The sequence below is a fragment of the Arcicella sp. GW821-FHT09D11 genome, from assembly GCF_059416265.1.
Map to the genome: position 1 here is coordinate 710,442 of NZ_JBWKOV010000002.1, position 25,168 is coordinate 735,609.

The window sequence follows — 25,168 nt, forward strand, 5'->3', positions numbered from 1 at the left end:
TGGGTTAATACCTTATCGTTTAATGAGCGTACCATCAAAATTGATTAGCGTCATGGCTAATATAGTATTAGCCGCTAATTCTTTTTGATTAAGGGATTGATCAATGGGCGATTCACCAACGCTTAAAAGTTCCTTTATTCTGGTAGGTTTTTTATTTAAATCTGCCAATTCTTCTTGATAGAGTGCTTTTAACACATTTATTTCTGTAGGACGAGGATACCTCGAAATCATGGCTTTATAAGCGAAAGTAATTCTGGTTTCTGGGCTTTGTCCGCCTTCACGCATCATTCTTTCGGCTAGTTTTCTAGCAGCTTCATTATATTGCGGGTCATTCATCATTATCAACGACTGCAAAGGCGTTGATGTCTTTTGTCGTTTTACTACACAGAAATATCTTTCTGGGGCATCAAATGTAATTGAAGATGGAGGAGGAGAGGAGCGTTTCCAAATAGTATAAAGCCCCCTGCGATATAATGAATCTCCATGTTGCTGGCGATACGAAGTAGCATTTCTAGTAGCCAATGCCTCCCAGATGCCACTTGGTTGATAAGGATATACGCTTGGACCGCCAATTTTATGCACCAACAAACCACTGCCTTCTAAAACGGCATCTCTGATTTGCTCATGCGCATAGCGATAACTTGGTCCTCTGGCGAGCAACCGATTTTCTGAATCTACATCCATTAAATCTTTACGTTTTTTTGAAGATTGCTGATAAGTAGCAGACATTACAATCAACTTTTGCATGGCTTTGATATTCCAACCAGACTCGCGGAAAGTAACAGCGAGCCAATCTAACAAAGCTGGATGTGAGGGCATCTCGCCTTGATTTCCAAAATCATCAGAAGTTTTGCAAAGACCAAAGCCAAAGTAGTTTTGCCAAAAACGATTTACAGCAACCCTAGCAAAAAGCGGATGGCGCTCATCTAATAGCCATTGAGCTAAGCCTAATCTATTTTTTGGCAAATCATCATCAAAAGGTAGCAATTTATTAATAACGCCATGAGTTACTTCTGTAGAGGGGGCATCATACGCACCACGACTTAGGATGAAAGTTTTTCTAGGAATCTTTCGTTCGCTCATTATCATTACCTCCTTGATATCAGTCGCCAAGATATTTTCTTTTTCTCTCAGTTGGAGGAGGTTTCTGGAATAGGCAGAAAAATAAGGGTCAAAATTCAGTCTGTAATAATCAAAGAGCTGTTGCTTTTGTATCGCAGTCCATTCATTACGAGGCGTTTTCAAAATGTCAGAAACCTGTTCTTTATTTTTAGCGAGACCTAGTACTTCTATAGGAGATAACTGACGTGTATAAATTTTTAATTCATCTACCGCAAAATTTTGCATTGTTTCATGAAATTCTTTCCCCATCATGAAGGGTAAACTCGACCAATTGGTATGATGTTCGCCAAATTTCATTGACTTATTTAAATTATCGACTAATACATTGGTCTTCATTTCTTGACCGTTCTGATAAATTTTCACTCCCGATGCTTTACTGCTTCCGTCATACGTAAGCGTAATATTTTGCCATTGTTTGTAAAGCACTTTATCAGTCGTAATGATATCTATACAATTGGCAGGCCAAACATAGCTAAGGCTAACCTGCAAAGAGCCATCTGACAATAGCCAACACTTATAGCCTCTCTGTCCTTCAAACTCGCCATTAGAAGAATTGTAAATAGGACCATGTTCACCTCTTTTCAGAGGATTTATCCAGAGACTTATAGAAAATGGCTGTACTCTTTCAAAATCCAAAGCCCTGTGGAAATCAATACCACAATCACCTCTAAATAAAATGCCATTTCCCACTTTCCCTTTGATAAACTTGGGTCTTCTGTCCATATCACCAGCAATCCATCCACCAATAGAATCCACTGCTGTGTTTTGATAAGCAATGTTTTTTACTTCAATTACTTCCTTTTGAAGGGTGTTATCAAAGCGTTTATTTGTTTTAGGAATGATGCGTTCAAAAGAGAAATTAGCGACAAGGTCTTTACTGCTTGTGGCAAATTTTGAAGGATCTTTTTGGGCAGCTAAAACCCATTGGTCAAAATTTTTGCGATAGATTGGGTAGGTAGGTTTAATAGCCTCCTCAAAAGGAGCTATTTTCTTTTTGATAAAATCGATTTTAGTCTGAATATCAGCAGTAGGAAGCATTACAGTTGGCGAAGCTTCGCCATTGTAAGGAATAATGCCTGATTCGTTGTTGTTATTGAAAAATGCTGATAACTGGTAAAATTCCTTTTGAGCAATTGGGTCATATTTATGGTCATGACATCTGGCACATTCTACCGTTAAGCCTAAAAATGCTTTACCGAAAGTACTTACTCGGTCAATCACATATTCAGTACGATATTCTTCATCTACCACACCGCCTTCTTGTGTCTGTGGATGATTCCTCAAAAAACACGTAGCCATCAATTGTTCTTGTGTAGGGTTTGGTAGTAAATCACCTGCTAGTTGCCAAGTAACAAATTTGTCATAAGACAGGTTTTTATTAAATGAATTAATTACCCAGTCACGCCAAGGGAAAGCATTTCTCATACCATCGTCCTGGTAACCGTGCGAATCAGCATAACGGGCAATGTCTAGCCATTCAACACCCATTTTTTCGCCATAATGTGGCGACTTTAATAATCTATCTACTACTTTTTCATAAGCATTCGGAGAAGTATCTTTTAAAAAGGCATCTAATTCTTTAACAGTAGGAGGTAGTCCTGTAATATCCATAGAAACCCTGCGAAGCAAGGTAGCTTTTTCAGCTTGTTGTGAGGGCTTAATGTGTTGTTCTTCTAGCTTTTGTAGAATAAAATTATCGATAGTATTTTTAACCCATTCATGCTGATTTACAGTTGGTACTTCGGGTTTTTTAATCTCCGTAAAAGCCCAATGTTCTTTATACTCAGCCCCTTGTTTTACCCATTTTATCAATAAGGCTTTTTCTTCATTTGTTAGTGTTAAATTGGATTTTGGAGTAGGCATCACCATATCAGGGTCATGCGAAAGGATTCTTTTAATGAGTTCACTTTTATCAATATTGCCTTCAACAATAGCCCTATTCCCACTTTTTAGTTTTTCAGTAGCCCCTTCAAAATTTGTTAATTGTAAACCTGCCTCTACTTTACTTTTATCAGGACCATGACATTTAAAGCACCTATCTGATAGAATAGGTTTGATATGAATATTATAATCAATTTTATCGGGGAGTTTACTTTCAAGAGTGGCTAACTCAGCAGGTGTTTCTGTGCTACCACATGCTAATAGAAGCATGCAGGATAAAAATATTGCTGATTTTTTAAACGTTGTGATTACCATAACTTTACTTTCGTTGTTAAAAGTATAAGTAAATATAATCTTGAAATACTTAAATTTAATAAGGTGTTGTAGGGTATCTTTTACTGAGGCTTGATGATGTTTTTCTTTAAGGTTTAGATACAAAAAAAGCACTTCCGAAGAAGTGCTTTTTTAAAAAGAATATTTTAATAATTACTAGAAGAATTTAGCTCTGTTATCAACAACTTTAGCATTTTCTTTGATTGCTTCGTTGATATAGAATGATGTTCTTTGAGCAGCCATCATTTTTGCTGAATTCTTATAAAGTGTTAAGTCTGCAATAGCTGGTGCTGGAGTAGACTTGATAGTTTCCATAATGAAAACACCACCTTCACCTTTGAAAGGCTTAGATCTTTTTCCAACTTTTAAACCAAATGCTTTACCAATCGCAGTTGGGTCTGCACCTGCACTACTTAATACACCTTGTGCTAACGTAATATCTGTAGCAGTTTCAACTAAAGCTCCTGCACCGTATTTTTGAGCAATTTGTTCTAAAGTACCTGTAATACCAGCTAATTTTTTCTCAATTTGTTCTGCTTTCAATTCGCTTTTTACTCTTGCAGTTAATTCCTCTCTGAAATCATCCACTTTTACTTCATCCTTATCAGTACTTCCTGTTACTAAAGCAACGATATATTGATTATCATTTTGGAATACTTCTGACACATCACCTACTTTAGTATCGTCGTTGAATGCCCAACGAACAATGTCACGTGCGTTCTGTAAGTTGTTGAAACTATTAGCTCCTTCAGGGATTCTGTCTCCACGAAGCATCAATAAAGATTTATCTTTTTTCAAGCTTGCTTGAAAAGCTTCTTTTGTGGTATTAGCTACAGCAAAAGCATCTGCTTTACGCAAAACTTCGTCCATCGTAGATTGACTTGGAGAAATCGTACGATTGATTGCCGCTAATTTATAACGAGTGTTCGTTTTAGCTTCTGTTACTTTTACGATATGGTAACCGAAATCAGTTTCAACAATATTTGGTAATAAACCTGTTCCAGAGAAACCAAAAACTGCGTTCTCGAAAGGTTTTATCATTCCACCATTGTTTTTGAAGTAACCTAAATCTCCACCTTGTTGAGCCGTTCCATCAGTACCAAATTGTTGTGCCATTGCTTCAAAGCTTGCACCACCTTTAATTTGAGCTAAGATACCTTCAGCACGCTTACGAGCAGCCGCTTTTACAGAATCAGAAGCATCTTTTGGTGCATTGATTAAGATATGGCTAGCACGAATTGTGAATAATGAATCTTTTTGGATACCACCGTATTTGTAAATAGAATATGTTAAGCCATTTTTGAATGGACCATAAATACCTCCAGGGGTCATGTTAGCTAATTGTCCTTTTACTGCTTCTGGAATTTCAGCTAAAGTAGAATAATAAGGAGTTTTAATGTCCGAATTCATCATTGCAAAAGCTGAATCGTTTTTAGCAATTGCTAATTCTTTTGCCAAACGTTTGATATCGTTGTAGAAAGAAGCTGTGTCTAATTTCGAAGGAATAATTGGGAAAGTAACATATTCAATAGAACGAGTAGTTTGTCCTTTAAACAACTCTTTGTGAGACGACAGATAGTCTTCTAACTGAGATTCTGTTACTTTAATCGTAGAATCTGCTACTGAATAAAAAGGAACATATAAATAACGAGCATCTACTTTAGAAGTTTGAGCAGTATAGTCTTTTTGAGCTTCAACATTGGTAGTGTATGTTGACATTCTTAAAAGGTTTTCATACTTCGTTCTTAAACGGTCTTGGCTCAATGATTTCTCAAAATTTACCCAAGCTTGTTGTTGAGCAGGAGGCAAAGTTTTGAAGTTTTTCAAGAATTGAATAACGTAATTCTTATCGAATTGACCAGTCTGTGGATTAGTGAATTGCTGACGAACTGATGGGTGAATGTTTGTTCCTTGTACCATGTCAACCAATTCAGCAGGAGAAACCGCTAAACCTAATGCCTCATATTCTTTGCCATAGGCCAAATCCATGATGTACTGATTCCAAACTTGGTCACGAATCATCGCTAATTCCTGTTCTCCAGGACCACGACCAGATTGCTGTGTGTATTGTTGCGTAATTTCGTCAACTTTCTTTTGAAAATCTTGATTTTTGATTTTTTCTCCTCCGATTTCACCAACTACATCTTTTGGAGTGCCGAAAAAACTCGAACGACCTTGAAAAATGTCTCCACCGACAAGGAAGAGAATTAAACTGATGGCGATTGCCGCCGCCGCAATCCCCGACTTTTCTCTGATTTTGGTAATTAATGCCATTTTTAAATATTAAGTTATTGATTTTCGCTATCTATCAGCTCCAAAGCATCAAAGACAAGGTTTTTGATAATGAAATAATAATGTGATACTAATCTTCTGATAGACTCTATAGAACCCAAAAGAAACGCAAAATAATTACTTTATTGGCTAATATCAAAATCTGAATTATGTTGGATAAGCTCTATCAATTCATAAATGGTAGTATTGTGTCTTAATATTCTCTTAAATAAGGGGTGAGCTTTGTAGATACAATTTGATGATTATTGATGTAAGTGTTTGATAATCATTATGTTTGTTGCTATTCTGTTACACAATTTTGTGTAACGGTATTGTTTTTTTTTACTTATTGTATTTATAATACTTTTAATAATTTTTGTTCAAATTTTGTTACTTATTAATTAATACTAAGTCTATTGATATAGATAGCATCTAATTAACTTACAATAGTTTAATAACAGTTTGTTATTTTTCGTTTTCATCCATTTTATGAAAAAGATTGATTACATATCCTTATCGAGACATTTCAGTGGCGAAGCAACTGATGCTGAAAATTGTGAGGTTTTTAGATGGAGAGACAGTTCTAATACTAACAAGCGAACGTATAAGCGATTATCTGCTCTTTATGATATTAACAAGAAATCATCAAACAATATCGATTCAAAATACGAAACGTTTGTCTGGAATAAGATTATTGGCAAAGTCTTGTCAGAATAAAGATTATAGCTCTACATAGTAAAATGACTTCAATATTGAAGTCGTTTTACTATGTAGACAAAAAAATTATTTTACTTTAAAGCTTACTTTAACATTTTCCCAAAGCAATGATATTTCATTTTTTGAGGAAACTTCATAAGTAAGTCTTTCATAAAACTTTTTAGCCTTCCTCACAGGTACAGTAACACGCAAAACATCCTCATCTTGTTTGTAACTGAAAGCTCCCCACTTTATCGTTTTGTTAAAAATGATAATCCATTCTTTTTCATTGGGAATAACAAAGAAGGCATATTTCCCAGCTGATAATGCTTTGCCTTCTACTTCTATGTCACTAGAAGTAGTAAAAGCCGTTGTTTCGTTAGCACCAGCACGCCATACTTGGCCATACGGAACTAGTTTTCCCCATATTTCTCTTCCATTTACAGCAGGTTGACTGTAATCAATAACGATGGATTTGCCGTTGATGCTTGCGGTTAATTGTGCAGGAGGGCTAGGGCGTGTAGCTTTATCTTGTGCAAAAAATTGGATACTCAACAAGAGTAAGGTCAATAACAAAATAGTCTTTTTCATTTTTTTTGTACTTTTGAGTGAATAAGTAAATTTATCGCCTCAAATTTGACGATAACTTGTTGAAGCTACTTGTTCATCAGTTGTTCAAGTTTATTCAAAATGTATCACGCTGATTAGTAATGACTAACGAAAAATTTTATATTGATAAATGTAAAGAGCTAATTGAAAAACAATTAGAGTGGGGTGATAGCGAACACTGGCAAAATCAAGATTTTGATGTATTAAGCGAAAGAATATTTGAAGCAACTAAAGTATCGCTGAGTAATAGTACCTTAAAAAGGTTGTGGGGAAAAGTCCGTTATGATAGTACCCCCAATCTGACGACGCTGAATGCTTTAGCTCAATTTATTCATTATGAAAATTGGCGCGCTTTTACCTCAAATGGGTTTCAACCTAAAATAGACGTCCGCGAAAAAATTCCTCACAAAATAGAAGTTGTTACGAATACTCCTCAAAGAAGTATTTCAAAAGGATATTTTTGGGTGATAGGCTTTTTTATGATGGGGCTATTATTAGGTATTTGGGCATTTCAAAATAAAGCTAGACCTCTTACTTATGGTAAAGTATTATTTAGTAGTATGCCAATCACTTTAGGTGTGCCTAATACTGTATTGTTTTATTATGATGCCACAGATTCTAATGCTGATAGTGTATTGATACAACAAAGTTGGGATAGTAGACTTCGTGTTAAAGTCGATAAAAACAAGCATCAATTTGCCAATACCTATTATTTGCCAGGTTATTATAAAGCTAAACTGGTGCTCAATGATTCGATTGTCAAAGAACATGATTTGTATATTGAAACTGATGGTTGGCTAAGGACAATAGATAAAGAATCAATGCCTGTATTCTAGCCAAAAAAACAAGCTACCAAAGAAAATGTAATAGCCATTAGTGAAGAAGATTTAACAGATCAAAAATTTGATTTGGAAAAGAACATTCCTTGGGTAAGTATTTTTAAAGTGCAAAAAGATTTACAAATACCTAGTGATAATTTTGTTTTTGAAACTGATATTAAAAATACATTTAATCGTGGAGATGGTATTTGTCACAAAACTAAAATAATTTTAATGTGTATGAACGGAGCACACGTCATTCCGCTTTCAATTAAAGGATGTGTTGGTGAATTGAATGTTGTTTTAGACAATGAATTACACGAGGGAAAAACGTTAGATTTATCTGGGTTTGGAGTAGATTTTTCTGATTGGGTACATGTTAAGATGGAAGTGAAAAATAGTGAAGCTAAGATATTTATTAACCAAAAGCTGGCTTTTGAGGGTGATTTTAAACAAAATTTAGGTATGCTTGTTGGTCTGCGGGCATCTTTTAAAGGAGCAGGAGAGATAAGAAATGCCAAATTTTATGTGAAAAATAATTTAGCTATAGCCCTATAATCAAAAAAGCTGAAATAAGAAACTATACCTTATTTCAGCTTTTTATTTGTGCTCCTATTAAATTATGCCACTACAGAAATAACTTCTTCAAGGGCTTGTAAAAACGTATCGCATTCTTTTTGTGTAATCGCTAGACTTGGTAACAAACGCAAAGTATGTTTGCCAGCGTATCCACAGAAAATATGGTGGTCAAATAATAATGAATCTCTGATTTTATCAACAGGTTGTTCAAACTCAATACCAATCATTAATCCACGACCCCGTAATTCTTTGATACCTTCCAGTTTGCTAAGTTTTTCAAATAGATATTCGCCCATTTTAGCAGCATTTTCTATCAAAGCTTCTTCCTTCATCACATCCAAGACTGCCACAGCCGCCGCACAAGCCAAGTGATTTCCGCCAAACGTTGTACCTAGCATTCCATGTTTAGCTTTGAATTTTGGCGCAATAAATACACCACCAATCGGGAAACCATTGCCCATCCCTTTGGCAGTAGTGATTAAATCTGGTTTGATGCCTGAAAACTGATGTGAAAAGAATTTACCCGAACGTCCGTAACCACATTGTACAGAATCTAAGATTAAAATCGCTCCTGTTTTATCACAAGCCTCACGAGCGGCTTTTAAAAATTCATCAGAAGCAACATTAATACCCCCTACACCTTGGATACCTTCAATAATTACAGCACAGGTTTCTTCCGTTACGTTTGCTGTAAGCGTTGCCGCATCATTGAAAGGTAGGAAAGTAACGTGATCATCATAGTTTATAGGGGCTACAATGGCTTTATTATCTGTCACGGCAACAGCACCTGCCGTTCTACCATGAAAAGCCTTTGAAAAAGCAATTACTTTTTTTCTGCCATTAAAGAAAGAAGCTACTTTCAACGCATTTTCGTTGGCTTCTGCACCAGAATTACACAGGAATAAATCGTATTCTTCGCAACCCGAAAGTTTTCCTAATTTCTCCGCTAATTCACTTTGAATAGGGATGTTGACAGAGTTTGAATAAAAACCAATGTTTTGTAATTGTTCTGTCAGTTTTTCAACATAATATGGATGTGCATGACCAATAGAAATAACAGCATGCCCTCCGTAAAGGTCAAGGTATTCAACACCATTTTTGTCCCAAAGGTAGCTACCTTTTGCTTTTACAGGCGTGATGTCGTAAAGTGGATAAACATTGAATAAGTTCATTGTTAGCGATAGGCTTTGAGCTGTCAGCTTTGAGCCGTCAGTAAAAGCCTTTTATTGTTTAAAAATAAAATATCTTGTTTTGCTAATACTTTTGCTCGAAGCTTAAAGCTATTAGCTTTTATTATTTCACCCTATTCTTACCAAATTTATAGCCTAAAGCACCATAAAATTCACCAAACCAAATGCTTTGTTGGGCTGAATCAGAATCTCTTCCAGTGGTATGAACGTGATTAAGTCTTGTAAAGCCTCCTTTGACATCCGTCTGGAGGAAAAACCTTCGTGATAAATCAAAGCGTAATCCAGTTTTCAATGAAACACCATAACCAGCAAAATTAAAGTGGTTGTTTCGACCAATACTAAACAAATGTGAATCTGTTCTTGGAATAAGGGTTCCAGCACCAATACCCACTAACCAATCTACACCCTGAACATTATTTTTTGCTTTCCAGATTCGGTCGTAGCGGTCAAGTTCTACGTGTAAATAATTAAAACCGTCCGTATGTTCATAATGTAAAAAATCTTCTGGTCGAACCAACTTTGAAGTATGATTGAAATCTCCGACATATTCAGGGTTTACAATAATGGCAGGGTCTGATACTTGTGCTGAAATATGCCCTGATACTTCCAAGGTTTGGTTATCATCCATTACATACTTCATGTGGTCTGAACCAATTGAAATACTCCAGTGGTCACTAAAAAAGTAACCATAGCGGATATTATACTGAGGAATGGATAACTTAGTAATATCAAAGTAAGCAGCTGGGCTAAATGCAATCGGTAAATCTTTTGCTGTAGCATTGTACAAAGTAAAGTCATAGCCAATTCCTTTGAATCGTATGTCGGAATTAGCATACTCCGAACGATTATACCCCCAGAAGAAAAAATACTCGCCCTTACGGCTATATGGTTTTTTGTCTTGCGCTGAACTTGAGAATATAAATGATATAGTGGTTAAAAAAACAGTAAGGAATTTATACATTTTAAAATGTTTTATCAATAAAGTAACGATTTTGGATAATAATATCATTAACCAATTATAGATTGACTAGCATGATTAACGAGAAGCATCGTAATTAAGTTCAAGGTGTAGAGGCTTATAAATCAGGACGTAATGTTTTATTTAAACCATTAAAACCCAACAGATTTTAAGCCTAATCCAGTTTTTTCATCTAAGCCAAACATCAAATTCATATTTTGAACAGCCTGTCCAGAAGCTCCTTTTGTTAAGTTATCGATAATACTTGAAATCAATAAATTACCATTGTGTACTTCTAATGAAATAAGGCATTTGTTCGTATTTACCACTTGTTTTACGTCCACAGGTTTATCACTAATGTGTGTAAAAGAATGTGTTTCGTAATACTTTTTGTATAGTTTCTTAGCATCTTCCAACGTTCCATCAAAGCTTGTGTAAACATTTGCCATAATACCACGCGTAAAGTTTCCACGGTAAGGAATAAAGTTGAAATTTTGGTCAAAGCCATTTTGCAAAGTGTTTACTACCATCCCGATTTCTTGTAAATGTTGATGGGTAAAAGCTTTGTAAATAGAAATGTTATTGCTTCTCCAAGAAAAATGACTAGTAGTAGAAAGACTTTGTCCTGCACCTGTTGAACCCGTTACAGCAGAAATATGAATATCATCCGTCAAAATGCCAGCAGATGCTAAAGGTAACAAAGCCAATTCGATAGAAGTAGCGAAACAACCAGGATTGGCGATATGTTTAGCCGTCTTGATTTTTTCTCTTTGTAACTCCGCTAATCCATATACAAAGCCTTCAGACTGGTCACGGTAATCAGTACTTAAATCAACAATGTTAATATTCTTAAAAGAAGGGTTTGCTTCCAAGAACTTTTTGGATTCTCCGTGTCCTGAACAAAGAAAAGCCACATCAATATCTGTATGAAGGTCGTCTGAAAAGAGTAAATCAGTATCTCCTAATAAATCAGTATGCGTACTATAAACAGGCTTACCTGCTTGTGATTTTGAATTAACAAAAACGATTTCTACTGCTGGGTGATGAATCAGGATTCTTAACAATTCTCCTCCTGTATATCCTGCACCACCTATTATACCTACTTTTATCATGTTATTTTTTATAGTAAGGAGTATTTTTAAAGTTTAGCCACAACATTTTTTCAATTACTTTTTCAGCAGATATAAATACCCCTGGTATTAAAACTAGTGGAAACTCTCCAATTATTTCTCCCGTATTTCCATCAGAAATTTTCATTTTAGAAAGTATAGAGTTCTCAACCCTATTTTTATTTCTGAGTCCAACACCTGCTGGCATTAATGCTATAGTTGCAATAGACAACATCTCTCTTCCTATTACCTCTTCATTACTTAAAAATGAATTAAGTCTTACTTCAGCCTCAAGTATTCCATCAACTTTTAGTGCTTCACAAATAAAATTAGCAGGTAAGTCTTTTATATCTTCTAGTTTAATTTCGTTGTCAGCCAGAAGACTATTCGTTTCATCAAACGATTGTATCTCAACAGAAACGAACTCTTTTTTTAATTTTAAATAGTCATTTAATTTTTTCTGTAATAAAAAGCCATCCTCATATTCTTTATTCCTAATATCACCAACTTTTAAACCATCAGGTAGCGTATTATATTTGTAATAAACTTTTATCGGTAATACTGCTATTTTTTTATGTTGCTTCGCTAATGAATCAAGGCTAACTTCTTGAGAGAAAGCAGTTTTAGTAATAATTAGTAGAATAATAAAAAAAAGGTGCTTAAGTAGATGGCTAGTCATTATAATATTTTATTTTCAGCGCTATTTTATTTGCTATCTATGCTTCGATAAGATTAATTATCGAGGTGTAATTTTTAAATTTTTCATCTGCAGAGATGATAGTAATTTTCTCACTCAAAGATGTAGCTAATAGAAGTCTATCAAAAGGGTCTTTATGATTAGCAAGTAAAGGGATATCTTTGTAAGAAATTATATGAGCATTCTTGAGATTGAGTATCTGAAAACCATCCATCTTTACTTGATTTAGTAAGTATTCAATCGAAACAGTAAATGTTTCAAACTTCCCGAGCGTTTTTTTGATAGCGATTTCAAAAAATGAAACCTGACTAACCCAAATTATATTTTCTCGTTTACTCAAAATCTCATGAATCTTGGGAGATAGTCTTCTGTCATCTTCAAGATACCAAATAAGTATTTGTGTATCAATTAAATATTCCATTACATATAATCTTCTAGATCCTCTAATGGTTCGTTAAAATCGTCGGAGATGTGAATTTTACCTTTAAGACTTCCAGGGACTCTTGGATTTAAAGGAGGAGTACTGATATCCTCCTCCAAAAATGTGACGATTACGTTCACTTTCTGGTTTGAAATGGGCTTTTCAGCTAAAGTGATTTGCCCATTTTCATAAGTTCCTTTGATGGTTGTGAGCATATTATTCCTTGATTTAGGTTTAATGAAATGATTAGACCTCTTTAAAATACTAAAAAAAGTAATGTTTACTACGCAAATGCTTTATTTTCTCACAAAAAGGCTCATAACTGATAGCTCAGTGCTGAAAACTTCCTACAATCCCGCCTCCGTAACTTTTCTATGAATCATTGTTTGGTTAGAAACAATTTTAGAGAACCCTCTAACATCATCACCTGTCCAAGTATTGTTCATTTCGCCATAAGAACCGAAAATAGAAGACATTAAATCGAACTTAGATTCAATACCTAATAATTGATAACGATATGGAGCCAGATGAATCTGTACTGTTCCAGAAACATTAGATTGAGTATCTGCTAAGAAAGTCTCGAAATTACGCATTACAGGCTCAAGGAATTGCCCTTCGTGAAGCATCGTTCCGTAAGTCTCTCCTAAAGTTTGTTTCCAGTACAATTGTTGTTTCGTTAGCGTATGTTTTTCTAACAAGTGGTGTGCTTTGATGATTAATAAAGGAGCAGCAGCTTCAAAGCCAACTCTTCCTTTAATACCAATAATCGTATCACCCACGTGTATATCGCGACCAACCCCATAAGGAGCAGCAATATCTGTTAATTTACGAATAGACTGAACAGGGGTTAATGTCTCATCATTAATACCTACTAACTGTCCTTTTTCGAAATGTAACTTTACTGTTTCTTCACCCGTTGCAGTTACCTGTGTTGGCCAAGCAGATTCTGGTAAATATCCATAAGAAGTAAGAGTTTCTTTACCGCCTACTGACGTTCCCCAAAGTCCTTTGTTGATAGAATAAGCAGACTTTGTCCAGTCGCGAACAACGCCTTTTTCTTTCAAATATTCAATTTCCGCTTCACGAGATAATTTCATATCACGGATTGGCGTAATTACTTTACAGTCCGGCACCATGATTTGGAAAACCACATCAAAACGAACTTGGTCGTTTCCTGCCCCAGTACTTCCATGAGCAATCGCTTTTGCGCCGATTTTATTCGCATATTCCGCTACAGCAGTTGCTTGGAATACTCTTTCTGCGGATACTGAAAGCGGATAAGTATTGTTTTTCAATACGTTTCCATATACCATGTAGCGGATACAATCATTGTAATATTTCTCAACTACATCTAATGTTACGTGGCTTGTTACGCCCAATCCATAAGCTTTTGCTTCAATATCTTTTAGCTCCTCAGCGGTAAAACCTCCTGTATCAACAAGGGCTGAATGTACTTCATAACCACAATCGTCTGCTAAATATTTTACACAAAAAGAGGTATCAAGCCCTCCACTAAATGCTAGAATTACTTTTGGTTTACTCATTTTTTGCTTTAAGCAATGCGCTTTAGGCGATATGCTAAATAGTTAAATTTATAATGGGAAAAAGGCTAAGCCTTATACAAATACACGGTTATTTTATAACAAGTAATGTAGTTGACTACATTACCTGTCTTGATGCTCTTCTCTCAGCCATTTTCAAAAACATTTTTTCTTTAATGTTTTTTAGGCGTTCTAATACTTTTACGTCTTTCAGAAAATTCCATTTTTCATGTGTATTCTCTTCAGCCACTTGTGTATCAGTTTCGTTTTCTTCTTGTTCTTTCAAGGCTTTTTTACGCTCCCATTCAGGGTCGAAAATCATTCCTGTACACAAGCAATGCTTACGGTCTGTACGGCTAAGTACGTCGTAATTTACACACGACTGACAGCCTTTCCAGAAAGCATCGTTTACTGGCAACTCACTAAACGTAGTTGGCTCATAACCCAGTTCAGAGTTAATTTTCATTACTGCCAACGAAGTAGTAATACCTATAATCTTAGCATCAGGATAACGTGTTCTCGAAAGCTCAAAAGCTCTTGCTTTTACGGCTTTTGCTATGCCGTATTTTCTCCATTCTGGTTTTACGATTAATCCAGAATTGGCTACAAATTTTCCGTGTTCCCACGTTTCAACGTAACAGAAACCAATAAAATCGCCTTCCGAATCGGTGGCAACGATGGCTTTGCCTTCTTTGATTTTGTCACGAAGGTATTCTGGCGAACGTTTTGCAATGCCCGTACCACGCGCTTTTGCAGACTCTTCCATTTCATGGCAAATTGCCTCAGCAAGATGCAAGTGTTCAGTTGTAGCAACCTGAACAGTATAATTGTTAGTTAAAACCTCAGAAGCTGATAATTTTTCCACTTTAAGACTTAGCTTGGAAATTGTTTTTAGTTAGAAAAACAAGGTGATAATAAACCTTGGCTCAGAAATGAAAGCCTAAGAATTATCGATTAAAAAAAACAAATGGGATGTCGAAAAACTCTACCACATGGGTAAATAGAAATACGTTAGGGATCAGACCCTACGGAAGAACGTACGCCTAAAGATAGGCATAGGAGAATACGAATATGATATGAATTTTACTTCGTAAACCATTTTTGGTTGATGAATTATCCGAGTTGAAAGTGAGTAAAAACGAATAATCGTGCAAAGTTTACCAAAACTAAATTTAAGATGCAATATATTTTTTCAATTTTATATAAACTTAACAGAAAAAACCCAAAATATCGCTTTTTAGCCCTTTTTATAAGGGGTGATGCTCACATTTTTACTGATGATATCTACCTTCATTTTACTAATCACTATGAGTGTAAATAATCATCTATATTTGGATTATTGAGTTTATTTAATTAAAATTGATTACCAATAGTGATATCACTTAACAAAAAATATCATATAGCAAATTGCGTTATTAGTTTGATAGTAATATAACACTAACTTTTGAGTTAAAGTTTTACTAAACAAAAATAATTCGAAAACGTTAACAAAGAGAAAGAATAAGCAACATGTCTATTTCTCCCAAAATAAATACAAGTAAATTAACTGCCGATGATTTGATTTATGGGTATATGAACGGGATTTTCCCAATGGCAGATACCGATGGTACTTTATATTGGTATTCACCAGACCCCCGAGCAGTTATTCCTATTGATACTTATAAACCACCAAAATCACTCAAGCCTATTCTGAATAAAAAGCATTTTGAAATTAGAATCAATGCTGATTTCGAGGGAGTAATGCGCAATTGTGCTTTGCCTAGAAAAGGGGATGATGAGACGTGGATTTCGGAAGAAATTATTGAAGCATACAGCGATTTAAATAAAATGGGTTTGGCACATTCTGTAGAAACGTATATTGATAACCGTGTCGTTGGAGGGTTGTATGGGGTTTCAATCGGAGGAGTTTTCTTTGGCGAATCAATGTTTTATAAAGAGCCTGAGGGCTCGAAAATAGCGTTTCATTATTTAATTGAAATCCTAAAAACGCAAGGATTTACTTTGCTAGATACCCAATTTATTAATGATAATGTTAGACGCTTCGGAGCAATTGAAATTTCAAGAGCTGACTATGTGAAGTCGCTAAAAAAAGCGTTAGAGAAGCATTGCGATTTTGCTGATGTTGATTTGAAACATTTATTCAAGTCATAAAAGCAAAGATATTTTTTGGCTATAATTTCTTACCTAAATTGTTAAAGATTCAGAATGTTGTAATTTTGTCACTGTATTACCTCAGTTTATAAATTACTCATTTAGCATAAGCGATTTCCGCTTACATTTAAAATGTCCAAACCAATTATTGTTATCAAATTCGGAACGGCTTCAATTACACATAAGTCTGGAGAATTGAACGAGGAAATTTTGCAAGAAATAGCTCGCCAAGTTTCTATCTTACATCATGAATATCAGATTGTTATGGTCTCTTCTGGAGCAGTAGGAGCAGGCAAAAGTTTTATAGGAAATTATAAAGGAACCATTGCCGAGCGTAAGGCTGCTGCTGCAATCGGTAATCCGCTATTGTTAGCCAAATACACTCAGTATTTTTCAAAATATGGTATTACAGTCGCACAAAGTTTGTGCGAAAGACATCACTTTGCTCATAGGAATCAATTTCTTCAATTAAAAGAGACCTATCAGGAACTTTGGAAAAATGGTATAATCCCGATTGCCAACGAAAATGATGTTGTCAGCAATTTAGAATTAAAGTTTTCTGATAACGATGAATTGGCCACTTTAATCGCTACGGGTTTTGGGGCTGATACTTTATTGCTTTGCACCTCTGTTGGAGGATTGCTAGATGCCGAAAAAAATATTATTCCATACATCGCCAAAGTAGATGCTTCGGTCTTAGGATTAGCCAATGATGATAAATCTTCTTTGGGTTTAGGAGGTATGATTTCAAAACTAACTTATACTCGTTTGGCAACTAGCATGGGTACTAAAGTTGTCATTTTTGGTATGAAGCCAGAAGATGGAATTTTAAAAGCTTTGGTTAATAAAAACGGAACCAACTTTGCATCACAAAAAGTAAGTTTAAATGCTCGTCAGAAATGGCTGGCTTCTGGAAGTCTCATTGCAGGGAAAGTACAGGTAGATTCAGGAGCAAGCTTGGCCCTTGAAAACAGGAAAAGCCTGTTGGCGGTAGGTATCAAAAAAGTAATTGGTGTTTTTGAAAAAGGAGAGGTATTTGAAATTATAGACGAAAAGAAAAATGTAATTGCTATTGGCCGTGCGAGAGAATCTTCGGAAGTAATCATTGCTAATCTGAAAACGCAGAATTTTGAAGTGGCTAATGCCGACGATATTGTTATTTTATAAGATGATGACATAAATTCTACCGATTATCCACATCATCATAAGTGCTTAGTAATATTTTCCTTATCACTAGGGAGGGACTTAAATCCCTCCCTAGTGATGAGGAAAATTGAAAGTTTTGCAGGATAATTAGACAACCCCTCTTCTTTAAATGTCCACAAAAAGAAAGCCACCCCGAATATCGGAGTGGCTTTGCTATGAAACCTCTTTAAACTTCTCAATTAAGATATATAAAATGCTCATGTGCTGAGCGTCTTGTCGAATTGAATATTTTCAAGATATTAAAAGGCTGTATCTGTTTTTATACTTTTAATAGCTGAATACTGACAATTAAAAACAACCCCTTTTCTATTAATCATTGCAATGATTCTTAACAATGATTTTTGTTATCGCTAAGGAATAATATTTCTGTTGTTCTGGGTTAAAATTATGTCCCTTTCACGACAAAATTTTGATAATGAGACGAAAGGGTAAAAAAAAAAGACGAAAATCTTAATTGTCAATTTTTATAGCTAGTTTTTGTAAAACGCACATTTTTTCTGATAAAACCTTAAAATATTAAACCTGAGCTCTTTAGCTTAAAAAAAGACGCTTTTTAACCATAAAAAGTGTTTTTCTGCAAAAAAGACATTTCTATAATCATCTTTTTCAAAAAAAGAACCTCCTTTTTATAAAATACCATTCCTAATAATCACTTTTTTAAAATTGTACTTTTTTGATTGATTTTTGTTTTAAACCTCATTTCGGGGGAATCATCTTTTTTGCTCAAATGTCAATTTTATGCTTTTTTGTAGCCAGCTTGTCTTTGAAAAAAAATAAGTAGAAATACTTGTAAATGTTGTAGTAAATAGTAAAATTCAACTATTAATTAAGAATAAGTATATAAATAAACAGCGTAAATACTTAAAAACATGATGTTAGAAGAGCAAACTCAGCAGGTTACTGAAAACCTATATATTACCAATAATGAAGTAGAAATCCTAGATTCTTTGGTTGATTCAAAAAATATGTTTTATGATTTTTCTAAGAATAAGGTGGTTTCGTTTATCAAAGAAATGGACTTTAATTTAATACTCTACAACTCTAGCGAAAGTGATCGGGGCTTTACAATGTATGTAGTTAAAAACTTCTGTGAGCACGAAGAGGAATTGGTATTATTACGTAATGTATTTAATAGCATTATTAGTAATGGCGTAAACCAATACATGATGAGAATAGCTAAGAGTAAAGTGGAAGATATTTTTTATATGGCTAACACCTTCAGAGCTTTGTTTAAAAAACCAAGACCTGACCAAGACTATGATGTAATTCATCCGTCTTTGCCTTCGTCTTTTACATATTAAAAGTGTATTAATATAAATTGGGATAGTGTTTAAATAAAAAGCGATTGAGGACAGTTTGTCTTCAATCGCTTTTATTTTGTATCTCTATTTATTTTTCTGTCATTTCATCCAAAATCCATAGAAGCTGATCTACATCAATGTTCCCGTCTATTTGTATGTCTGCACGTTGGTAGTAAGGTAAACGAGCAGCACAGCGTTCTTGAAGGCTTTTTAAGAGGGTATCCTCTGTAGTATTTCTATTAATTAATGGTCGATGATTAACATCCGACTTCTGTATCCTCTTCAATAAATCTTCTGGCTGAACATTCAAGAAAATACTGGTGCCGTTGGCTTTGATAAAATCCATATTATCAAAAAAGCACGGAACACCTCCGCCTGTAGCAATGACTAGTTTTTGTGCTGCCTGGATAGTCTTTAGTACCTTGCTTTCAACCTGTCTGAAATAATCTTCTCCTTTGTATTTGAATATTTCTGGAATAGTCATTAATTCTTGCTTTTCGATTAATTCATCCATATCTACGAACTGAAAATCGAGTCTTTTAGCAAGATGTCTTCCTAGAGTACTCTTTCCTGAAGAGGGCATTCCTATTAAAAAAATATTTTTCATGCTTAAAATCCTTCTTCCCTGAAGGTGCTTGCAAATTTTACTGTAAAGATTTTATTACTTCATTTTTATCGGGCAGTGCATTATGCGACCACTTCCCTTTAACGATACCGTCTTTCAATAACCAAAGCGTAGGATTAGCCCTAGCGATGGTTTTTAGAACCTTGGTATCAGCACTATAGTTTGGAATGGCTAACTGAAATTCGTGTCTGAAATTATTTACTTCTTCTTCATTAGATGCACTAATTAACCAAACTTGTATGCCAGACCCTTCCAAGCTTTTAGCTAATTCACGAATTTCGTTAACGTGAGTAGTATTTGCTTTCTTAATAACAGGAATCACCACCATCAATTTATTACCGACAAAACTTTCAGCTTTATAATCAGTAGAGTCGCCATCTTTCCAAATATTATAGTCGGTTATTTTAGCTTTTGCCTCATCTTGATTCAGCGTAATCATTTCCTTAAAATGATAGGTAGTATCGGTCGGCATTTGGTCTAATTCCAAGGTTTCTCCGCCTTTTTCATAAATATATTTGAATTGCAAAGGAGCAGAAGGCTTCATATTTTTAGGAATATCCTGCCCAACAGCATAAGGAAGTCCGTCATAAGGAGGTAAATATTTAACAGCATAAATCCCTAGAAATAATGAGAATACTGCCGAAATAGCCACAATAAGTCCCGTTTTCTTATCTGCAAATATTTTGCGTTGCCACAGGATTATCAAGATAAAGAAGAACAAAACCATGTCCTTGATAAAAGACGTCCACGGTTTCAACTTGATAGTTTCGCCAAAACAACCACAATCTGTGACCTTATTGAAATAGGCTGAATAAAAAGTAAGGAAGCCAAAGAAAATAACCGTAGCTAGCAGTATCCAAGAAGCAGTTTTGAGTTTGTATTGTACTAACAAACATACACCCAATACTAATTCTAATGCACATAGAAAAACAGAGATGTATAGTGCATAAGGAATCCAGAATTCCCAAAAGCCTGCCATAAAAGGAAAGTCTGTAGCAAATACATCAAAATATTCTTCTAATTTAATCTCTGTACCAACAGGGTCATTGAGTTTAATTAGACCAGAAAAAATAAATATTATTCCGACAAAAAGTCTAGAGAAATGTGCAATTAACTTCATGGATATAGTTGTGATTGAGTGAATGGTGAATTAGTGATTGATAAACTAAATTATCCCAAAGCTGCTCTTATTACGCCTCAAATTTTAGATGAATCATACAAAAAATAGCATAGTTCATCATGTCTTGATAATTGGCTTCAACACCTTCTGATACCAATGTAACGCCTTGATTATCTTCTATTTGTTTTGTCCTAAAGATTTTAGTTAATATCAAGTCAGTCATAGAGCTTACACGCATACTTCTCCACGCTTCGCCATAATCATGGTTTTTATCTTTTTGTAATGCCAATGTTTTCTCTACTTGAATATCGTATAAATCGCTAAGTTCTTGTTCTGTAAACTCCATTTTAGTAGCATCACCCAATTCTTTTTGAATCAAAGCAATGATACAATAGTTGATGATTCCGATAAATTCGCCTTCGATGCCGTCCTCAATTTTTTGTGTTCCTTTTTCTTGGATTGAACGTATTCTTTGGGCCTTGATAAAAATCTGGTCGGTCAAGCTAGGCAATCTTAAAATTCGCCATGAAGTACCATAATCTTTATTTTTTTGTTGAAATAATGTTTTGCAAATAGCAATAATCTCTCTGTATTGAGTTTCAGTTTGATTCATTGTATGGTTTAAATTTGTGCTAATCTTACAAAATTATTGCTTTTAGATGGTAAATGGTAATTTACAAAAATAATCCCGCAAAGTTCTTTACAACTTTGCGGGATTATCATCATGAAATATACACCTTATTTTAATACATAAGTGCTAAGTGCCTTATAAACATCGTTAATGTTTTCACCTTTTCTAAACTCTCTTTGGATAGGCTGTGCCGAACCTTTTATCCAAATCAAAATCTCGGCATCAAGGTCTAGTAAGCTAGCACTTCGTTTTGAAAAGTAATTAATAGAATGGTATGGAATCGTCATAAAGTCTGTCTTAGTACCAGTAAGCCCTTGTTTGTCAACTAGAATCAAACGCTTGTTAGTAAAAACAAACATATCTCTAATCAGTTTAAATGATTTTACAATCACTTCTCCTTCAATCAAAATTGGCTCAAATTCGTGAGCGATTTTATCAGCAGAAACCTCTGATGAATTGCCCATCAATGCATTTAAAATTCCCATGTTTAGGTTTATTTATTGGGTTAAAAGAAATTACACACTAATTTAATTAAGGTTGAACAGTAAATAGATATTTATCTTGTAAAATATCTTTATGATAATATTTCCTAACGTATTTATCTAATCTGTTAGTGTAGTAATTAAAAGCAAAAGATTATTCCATTGATATAAATCAAATATACTTTTACATAGTCAGTAAATACAAAATGCTATTTCTTTTTACTCTTCTCTTTACACCAAATAATTATACTACTTACATTATAACATCCATTAGGTAGGGTATCAAAGAACTTTCTATATGAATCTCGCATATTCAACGTTGCTTCAAGCTGATTAAGTAAATACACTAGCTTATCCGCTTCTTTGATTTTTCCAACATACACTTGAGGTATCCAGTATTTTTTGATTGATTTTTCGCTAGGGGTAGAATATATTATAGAATAAGTAATACCATCCGCACCAATACACCAATCTTTTATATTTTTTCCATCAGGCATAAGATGTCAGAATCATTAAATATAGCATAAACTTTTTTGGCTACCTCGGGGTCAATTTTAAGTGTTTTCTTATATTTTTTATAATGTTTAGGGTAAATATCTTCTTTACTAGTTTTAGAAGTGAAATTTGTCAATCTTCCTTTAATGCTTTTGAAATCCTTAGTCCAAATATGGATACTTTGATTTCCTGAGATAAAGCTAAAGTCTACACTATCTCTACGGTTTTTGTAAATGGAAAACAGCTTTTTAGCCTTAACATCTAGTCCAGAGGGGTGAATTGTTTTACCATTGAAGTAACAAGGAGTAATGTGCTCTTTACTTTTAGTAGTTATAACGGGAAAGATATTTATAAGAAGAAAGTAACAAGTAGTGATGGTTGCTAACATAATTTTATCGCTTTCTATTTTGTTTCCTAATGTTACGAACAATAGATAGAATCATCGGAATAATGATAAATGAAATCCATGTAATAAAATTTCTTGGCAAAAAGTGAAATTGATAATTGAGGTAGAAAATACACGAAAGTAATATTAAGCAAATGAAAGATTCCAGAATACTAACTTGTCTTTCAGAATACCTTTCAATATGTAAATTTTTTAGATCATAAAAATACTGGCTATTAAAGAACCTTTCTTTTAAAGGAAGAGGAATAAAAGCTACTAATCCAATAAAGTTCGTAACAATATGAATACTTGAAATACCTAAAACAAAATATTGTACGATAACATAAGCCTGTTGAGACAAGATTGAGATATTCTCAATTGATTCATTCCTATAAACTCTAATGATATTATCAATAGCAAATATGAGCATAATAGTAGAGCTCCAAGCACTTAAAAGTAGCCTATTAAAATCTGATAAGATTAAGTAAGTGAAAGCATTCAAAAAAGAAAGTATGCAGAATATTGAACCTAAACCAATGAGTATTTTTGAGAATATACTATCATTTTGCACCAAGCCAAAGTCAAAAAACCAGTAAATAACTGCCAGTGATTGTATTAAAGTAATACCTTCAGTTAACGGTTTCTTAACTTCGCCTATACAAACTGCTATCAATAAGAAACTACCTAAGAGATAGAATGGCCAAACTTCAATATGTAACTCTAAAAAATATTGACTTTGATTTTTGAAAGGAAAGAATGCTGCAAAGCTTAGAATAAAAGAAGCTAATGCTGTTCCTAAAACAACATTCCATTTTTGAATAATACGATAATATTCAAAAATGAGTCCGAAAAATAATGGGAGTATATATAAATGAAAAAGCTGTTGTGGGTTATTGAAAACTTTTTGAATAACTATCGTCAAAAAAGCAATGAAAGCAATAATAATTAATGAAATAGCGATGAATGGAAGATTAATATAGATAGAAAACTTCTCCTTCTTTTCATAGTTGTTTTTCATAAATTAAGGCTTAATTATCTTTATAAACAAACGGCTTTACTTCAAACTATCAAATTCAATAAACTTGTATTCTGGCGAAGATTCTAATAACTGCCTTAATACAGCGGCATGTCCGTTCCCAAAGATTACTAATATTCTATCTTTACTACTTTCGGTTATCTCTTGCAGTTTTCTGAATATTCTCAAGTTTCTATTGTACCACCATATTGATAAGATATCGGCACCTCTTTGATTATCTAATTTAAAATCTCCTACCAGATATGCTCCATAACCTAATTTATGAGATTCGCTGGTATTAATGCGTTTGATATATTTCAATAGGTTTGTCGTGACTGGTAATTTTTCTTCATAATCAAACCATTTCATATACATTGCATTGAACTTGTCGTCATTTTGAAAATCAAAATCCTTGAATAACTTTTGAAAATATACTGAATCTAATTTTACTAAATCTTCATCAAAAGAACCAGCATCAATACCATAAATAGTATCCATTTTCATTTCACTAGCAATCCTCAACGCTATTTGATAGCGTTCGTCTCTTTCATTTCTTAAATTTCCTGCCTTGTATTGTCTGAGTTTTTCTGTAGCATTCCATTTTGGAGCGGCTTCAATAGCAATCTTTGTAGGCTTAAATTTTTTAATATAATTCACCAATGCTGTAATTTCAGATTTCTTGGGTTCCTTCAATACGTCAATTTTGTCGCTATCATTAACTTTATTGATGTCTAAATTGGGATAATCAAAATGGAAAGTACCAACTACTAAAACTTGTGCTTTTTCTTTTGGGAAAAATGAAGAAGGTTGTTTGATTTCACTTTTTTGTGCGAAGAGGTTTAATGTATTAAAACAAATTGTTACGAGTATAATTAGGTTTAGTTTCTTCATCTATTGAAATGTGTAAATGTTATTATATGTTTATTGCTTCTACAACTTCTTCACAAAATGATAGCTACTAATCTGAAAACCTTTATTCAAGTACAAACGATGTGCAGTATGGCGTGTGGGACCAGAATCTAACGTGACGCAATCATAATTTCTGTCTTTGGCAAGTTCGATTACATAGTCCAATAACGCTGTACCATAACCTTCACCACGAACTTTGTCTGAAGTAGTGAGGTCGTCGATATAGATTTGTTTGCCATTGTAAAGCATTTGTAAATACCTGAAACCAATGGCAGAAACTACTTCATCATCTTTTTCGATATAAGCTAATTGATAACCTTCACTCAACATTTCAATTACTGTTTCTACAAATACGTCTTCGGTAAGATGTGGACGAAGTAAACTAATTACATACCAACATTTTCGAACCTCTGCTTCAGTGTTTGCTGTCTTTATGATCATATTTATTGAGTGATTGAGTGAATTGTGATTGAGTGAGTTGTGAATTAGTGAATCATGGCTTGGTTCTTAAACAGATTTTTTTAAAATCATTAAGTTAATTAGCCTTTACATTTTCAAATCTTCAAATGCTCAAATCCTTTCATTTTTAAATCTTAAATTCTCAAACCTTCAAATTTCCAATT

The 25,168-nt window shown here is 34.1% G+C and carries 26 protein-coding genes; 6 read left to right on the forward strand and 20 right to left on the reverse strand.

Going from position 1 to position 25,168, the window contains the following annotated elements; translation table 11 throughout:
* Positions 1–12: 12 nt before the first annotated feature.
* Both AC07N0_RS08135 and AC07N0_RS08140 read right to left on the reverse strand, forming a co-directional pair.
* Positions 13–3,273: a DUF1553 domain-containing protein gene (locus AC07N0_RS08135; protein ID WP_494588780.1), complete on the reverse strand. Its 3,261-nt coding sequence runs from the start codon at positions 3,271–3,273 to the stop codon at positions 13–15.
* 219 nt (positions 3,274–3,492) lie between these two features.
* Positions 3,493–5,610, reverse strand: a complete 2,118-nt coding sequence (locus tag AC07N0_RS08140) for a peptidylprolyl isomerase (protein WP_494588781.1) — start codon at positions 5,608–5,610, stop codon at positions 3,493–3,495.
* A 486-nt stretch (positions 5,611–6,096) separates the two neighbouring features.
* On the opposite strand from AC07N0_RS08140, the gene AC07N0_RS08145 reads away from it, so the two are divergent.
* Entirely contained in the window at positions 6,097–6,324 is a 228-nt protein-coding gene (locus AC07N0_RS08145) for a hypothetical protein (protein ID WP_492802104.1), read from the forward strand.
* A 66-nt stretch (positions 6,325–6,390) separates the two neighbouring features.
* Here the strand turns inward: AC07N0_RS08145 and AC07N0_RS08150 are convergent, their stop codons facing one another.
* Positions 6,391–6,894, reverse strand: coding sequence for a DUF2911 domain-containing protein (locus AC07N0_RS08150; RefSeq protein WP_494588782.1), 504 nt, complete (start codon positions 6,892–6,894; stop codon positions 6,391–6,393).
* A 119-nt stretch (positions 6,895–7,013) separates the two neighbouring features.
* Here AC07N0_RS08150 and AC07N0_RS08155 point away from each other — a divergent pair, with 119 nt between their 5' ends.
* Both AC07N0_RS08155 and AC07N0_RS08160 read left to right on the forward strand, forming a co-directional pair.
* A complete protein-coding gene (locus AC07N0_RS08155; RefSeq protein ID WP_494588783.1) occupies positions 7,014–7,748 on the forward strand; it encodes a hypothetical protein in 735 nt (244 codons plus the stop codon).
* 72 nt (positions 7,749–7,820) lie between these two features.
* Positions 7,821–8,288 (forward strand): hypothetical protein, encoded by a 468-nt coding sequence (locus AC07N0_RS08160; protein WP_494588784.1) that lies wholly within the window; start codon positions 7,821–7,823, stop codon positions 8,286–8,288.
* 62 nt (positions 8,289–8,350) lie between these two features.
* Here AC07N0_RS08160 and AC07N0_RS08165 read toward each other — a convergent pair whose 3' ends face one another.
* From AC07N0_RS08165 to AC07N0_RS08200, 8 genes are all read right to left on the reverse strand, one after another.
* On the reverse strand, positions 8,351–9,481 hold the full coding sequence (locus AC07N0_RS08165) for an aspartate aminotransferase family protein (RefSeq protein ID WP_494588785.1): 1,131 nt from the start codon (positions 9,479–9,481) through the stop codon (positions 8,351–8,353).
* A 121-nt stretch (positions 9,482–9,602) separates the two neighbouring features.
* On the reverse strand, positions 9,603–10,460 hold the full coding sequence (locus AC07N0_RS08170; RefSeq protein ID WP_492802110.1) for a hypothetical protein: 858 nt from the start codon (positions 10,458–10,460) through the stop codon (positions 9,603–9,605).
* Between the two features lie 149 nt (positions 10,461–10,609).
* On the reverse strand, positions 10,610–11,569 hold the full coding sequence (gene argC / locus AC07N0_RS08175) for an N-acetyl-gamma-glutamyl-phosphate reductase (RefSeq protein WP_494588786.1): 960 nt from the start codon (positions 11,567–11,569) through the stop codon (positions 10,610–10,612).
* Between the two features lies 1 nt (position 11,570).
* On the reverse strand, positions 11,571–12,245 hold the full coding sequence (locus AC07N0_RS08180) for a hypothetical protein (RefSeq protein WP_494588787.1): 675 nt from the start codon (positions 12,243–12,245) through the stop codon (positions 11,571–11,573).
* A 37-nt stretch (positions 12,246–12,282) separates the two neighbouring features.
* A complete protein-coding gene (locus tag AC07N0_RS08185; protein WP_494588788.1) occupies positions 12,283–12,684 on the reverse strand; it encodes a type II toxin-antitoxin system VapC family toxin in 402 nt (133 codons plus the stop codon).
* Positions 12,684–12,899 (reverse strand): DUF2281 domain-containing protein, encoded by a 216-nt coding sequence (locus AC07N0_RS08190; RefSeq protein ID WP_494588789.1) that lies wholly within the window; start codon positions 12,897–12,899, stop codon positions 12,684–12,686. The genes AC07N0_RS08185 and AC07N0_RS08190 overlap by 1 nt, the downstream gene beginning before the upstream one ends.
* A 132-nt stretch (positions 12,900–13,031) precedes the next feature.
* On the reverse strand, positions 13,032–14,228 hold the full coding sequence (argG, locus tag AC07N0_RS08195; RefSeq protein WP_494588790.1) for an argininosuccinate synthase: 1,197 nt from the start codon (positions 14,226–14,228) through the stop codon (positions 13,032–13,034).
* A 115-nt stretch (positions 14,229–14,343) separates the two neighbouring features.
* The gene (locus AC07N0_RS08200) at positions 14,344–15,090 is read right to left on the reverse strand and encodes a GNAT family N-acetyltransferase (protein WP_492802119.1); all 747 of its coding nucleotides are present in this window, start codon (positions 15,088–15,090) and stop codon (positions 14,344–14,346) included.
* A 644-nt stretch (positions 15,091–15,734) separates the two neighbouring features.
* Here AC07N0_RS08200 and aat point away from each other — a divergent pair.
* The 3 genes from aat (at position 15,735) to AC07N0_RS08215 (ending at position 18,883) form a co-directional block, all read left to right on the forward strand.
* Positions 15,735–16,376: a leucyl/phenylalanyl-tRNA--protein transferase gene (aat, locus tag AC07N0_RS08205; protein WP_494588791.1), complete on the forward strand. Its 642-nt coding sequence runs from the start codon at positions 15,735–15,737 to the stop codon at positions 16,374–16,376.
* Between the two features lie 132 nt (positions 16,377–16,508).
* On the forward strand, positions 16,509–17,543 hold the full coding sequence (gene proB / locus AC07N0_RS08210; RefSeq protein WP_492802121.1) for a glutamate 5-kinase: 1,035 nt from the start codon (positions 16,509–16,511) through the stop codon (positions 17,541–17,543).
* 908 nt (positions 17,544–18,451) lie between these two features.
* Positions 18,452–18,883 carry a hypothetical protein gene (locus AC07N0_RS08215; RefSeq protein WP_492802122.1) on the forward strand — a complete coding sequence of 144 codons (432 nt, stop codon included), beginning with the start codon at positions 18,452–18,454 and terminating at the stop codon, positions 18,881–18,883.
* Positions 18,884–18,971: 88 nt separating this feature from the next.
* Here the strand turns inward: AC07N0_RS08215 and AC07N0_RS08220 are convergent, their stop codons facing one another.
* From AC07N0_RS08220 to AC07N0_RS08260, 9 genes are all read right to left on the reverse strand, one after another.
* On the reverse strand, positions 18,972–19,490 hold the full coding sequence (locus tag AC07N0_RS08220; protein ID WP_494588792.1) for a shikimate kinase: 519 nt from the start codon (positions 19,488–19,490) through the stop codon (positions 18,972–18,974).
* Positions 19,491–19,527: 37 nt separating this feature from the next.
* The gene (locus AC07N0_RS08225; RefSeq protein ID WP_494588793.1) at positions 19,528–20,628 is read right to left on the reverse strand and encodes a BT_3928 family protein; all 1,101 of its coding nucleotides are present in this window, start codon (positions 20,626–20,628) and stop codon (positions 19,528–19,530) included.
* Between the two features lie 70 nt (positions 20,629–20,698).
* Positions 20,699–21,241 (reverse strand): DUF1599 domain-containing protein, encoded by a 543-nt coding sequence (locus AC07N0_RS08230; protein WP_492802127.1) that lies wholly within the window; start codon positions 21,239–21,241, stop codon positions 20,699–20,701.
* A 125-nt stretch (positions 21,242–21,366) separates the two neighbouring features.
* Positions 21,367–21,744 carry a PH domain-containing protein gene (locus AC07N0_RS08235; protein ID WP_309912494.1) on the reverse strand — a complete coding sequence of 126 codons (378 nt, stop codon included), beginning with the start codon at positions 21,742–21,744 and terminating at the stop codon, positions 21,367–21,369.
* Positions 21,745–21,950: 206 nt separating this feature from the next.
* Positions 21,951–22,238 (reverse strand): hypothetical protein, encoded by a 288-nt coding sequence (locus tag AC07N0_RS08240; protein WP_494588794.1) that lies wholly within the window; start codon positions 22,236–22,238, stop codon positions 21,951–21,953.
* The gene (locus AC07N0_RS08245) at positions 22,217–22,624 is read right to left on the reverse strand and encodes a hypothetical protein (protein ID WP_494588795.1); all 408 of its coding nucleotides are present in this window, start codon (positions 22,622–22,624) and stop codon (positions 22,217–22,219) included. Before AC07N0_RS08245 ends, AC07N0_RS08240 begins: the two co-directional genes overlap by 22 nt.
* Positions 22,625–22,628: 4 nt before the next feature.
* On the reverse strand, positions 22,629–23,639 hold the full coding sequence (locus AC07N0_RS08250) for a hypothetical protein (protein ID WP_494588796.1): 1,011 nt from the start codon (positions 23,637–23,639) through the stop codon (positions 22,629–22,631).
* Positions 23,640–23,675: 36 nt separating this feature from the next.
* Positions 23,676–24,527: a DUF5694 domain-containing protein gene (locus tag AC07N0_RS08255; protein WP_494588797.1), complete on the reverse strand. Its 852-nt coding sequence runs from the start codon at positions 24,525–24,527 to the stop codon at positions 23,676–23,678.
* Between the two features lie 39 nt (positions 24,528–24,566).
* The gene (locus tag AC07N0_RS08260) at positions 24,567–24,986 is read right to left on the reverse strand and encodes a GNAT family N-acetyltransferase (RefSeq protein WP_492802130.1); all 420 of its coding nucleotides are present in this window, start codon (positions 24,984–24,986) and stop codon (positions 24,567–24,569) included.
* Positions 24,987–25,168 lie beyond the last annotated feature (182 nt).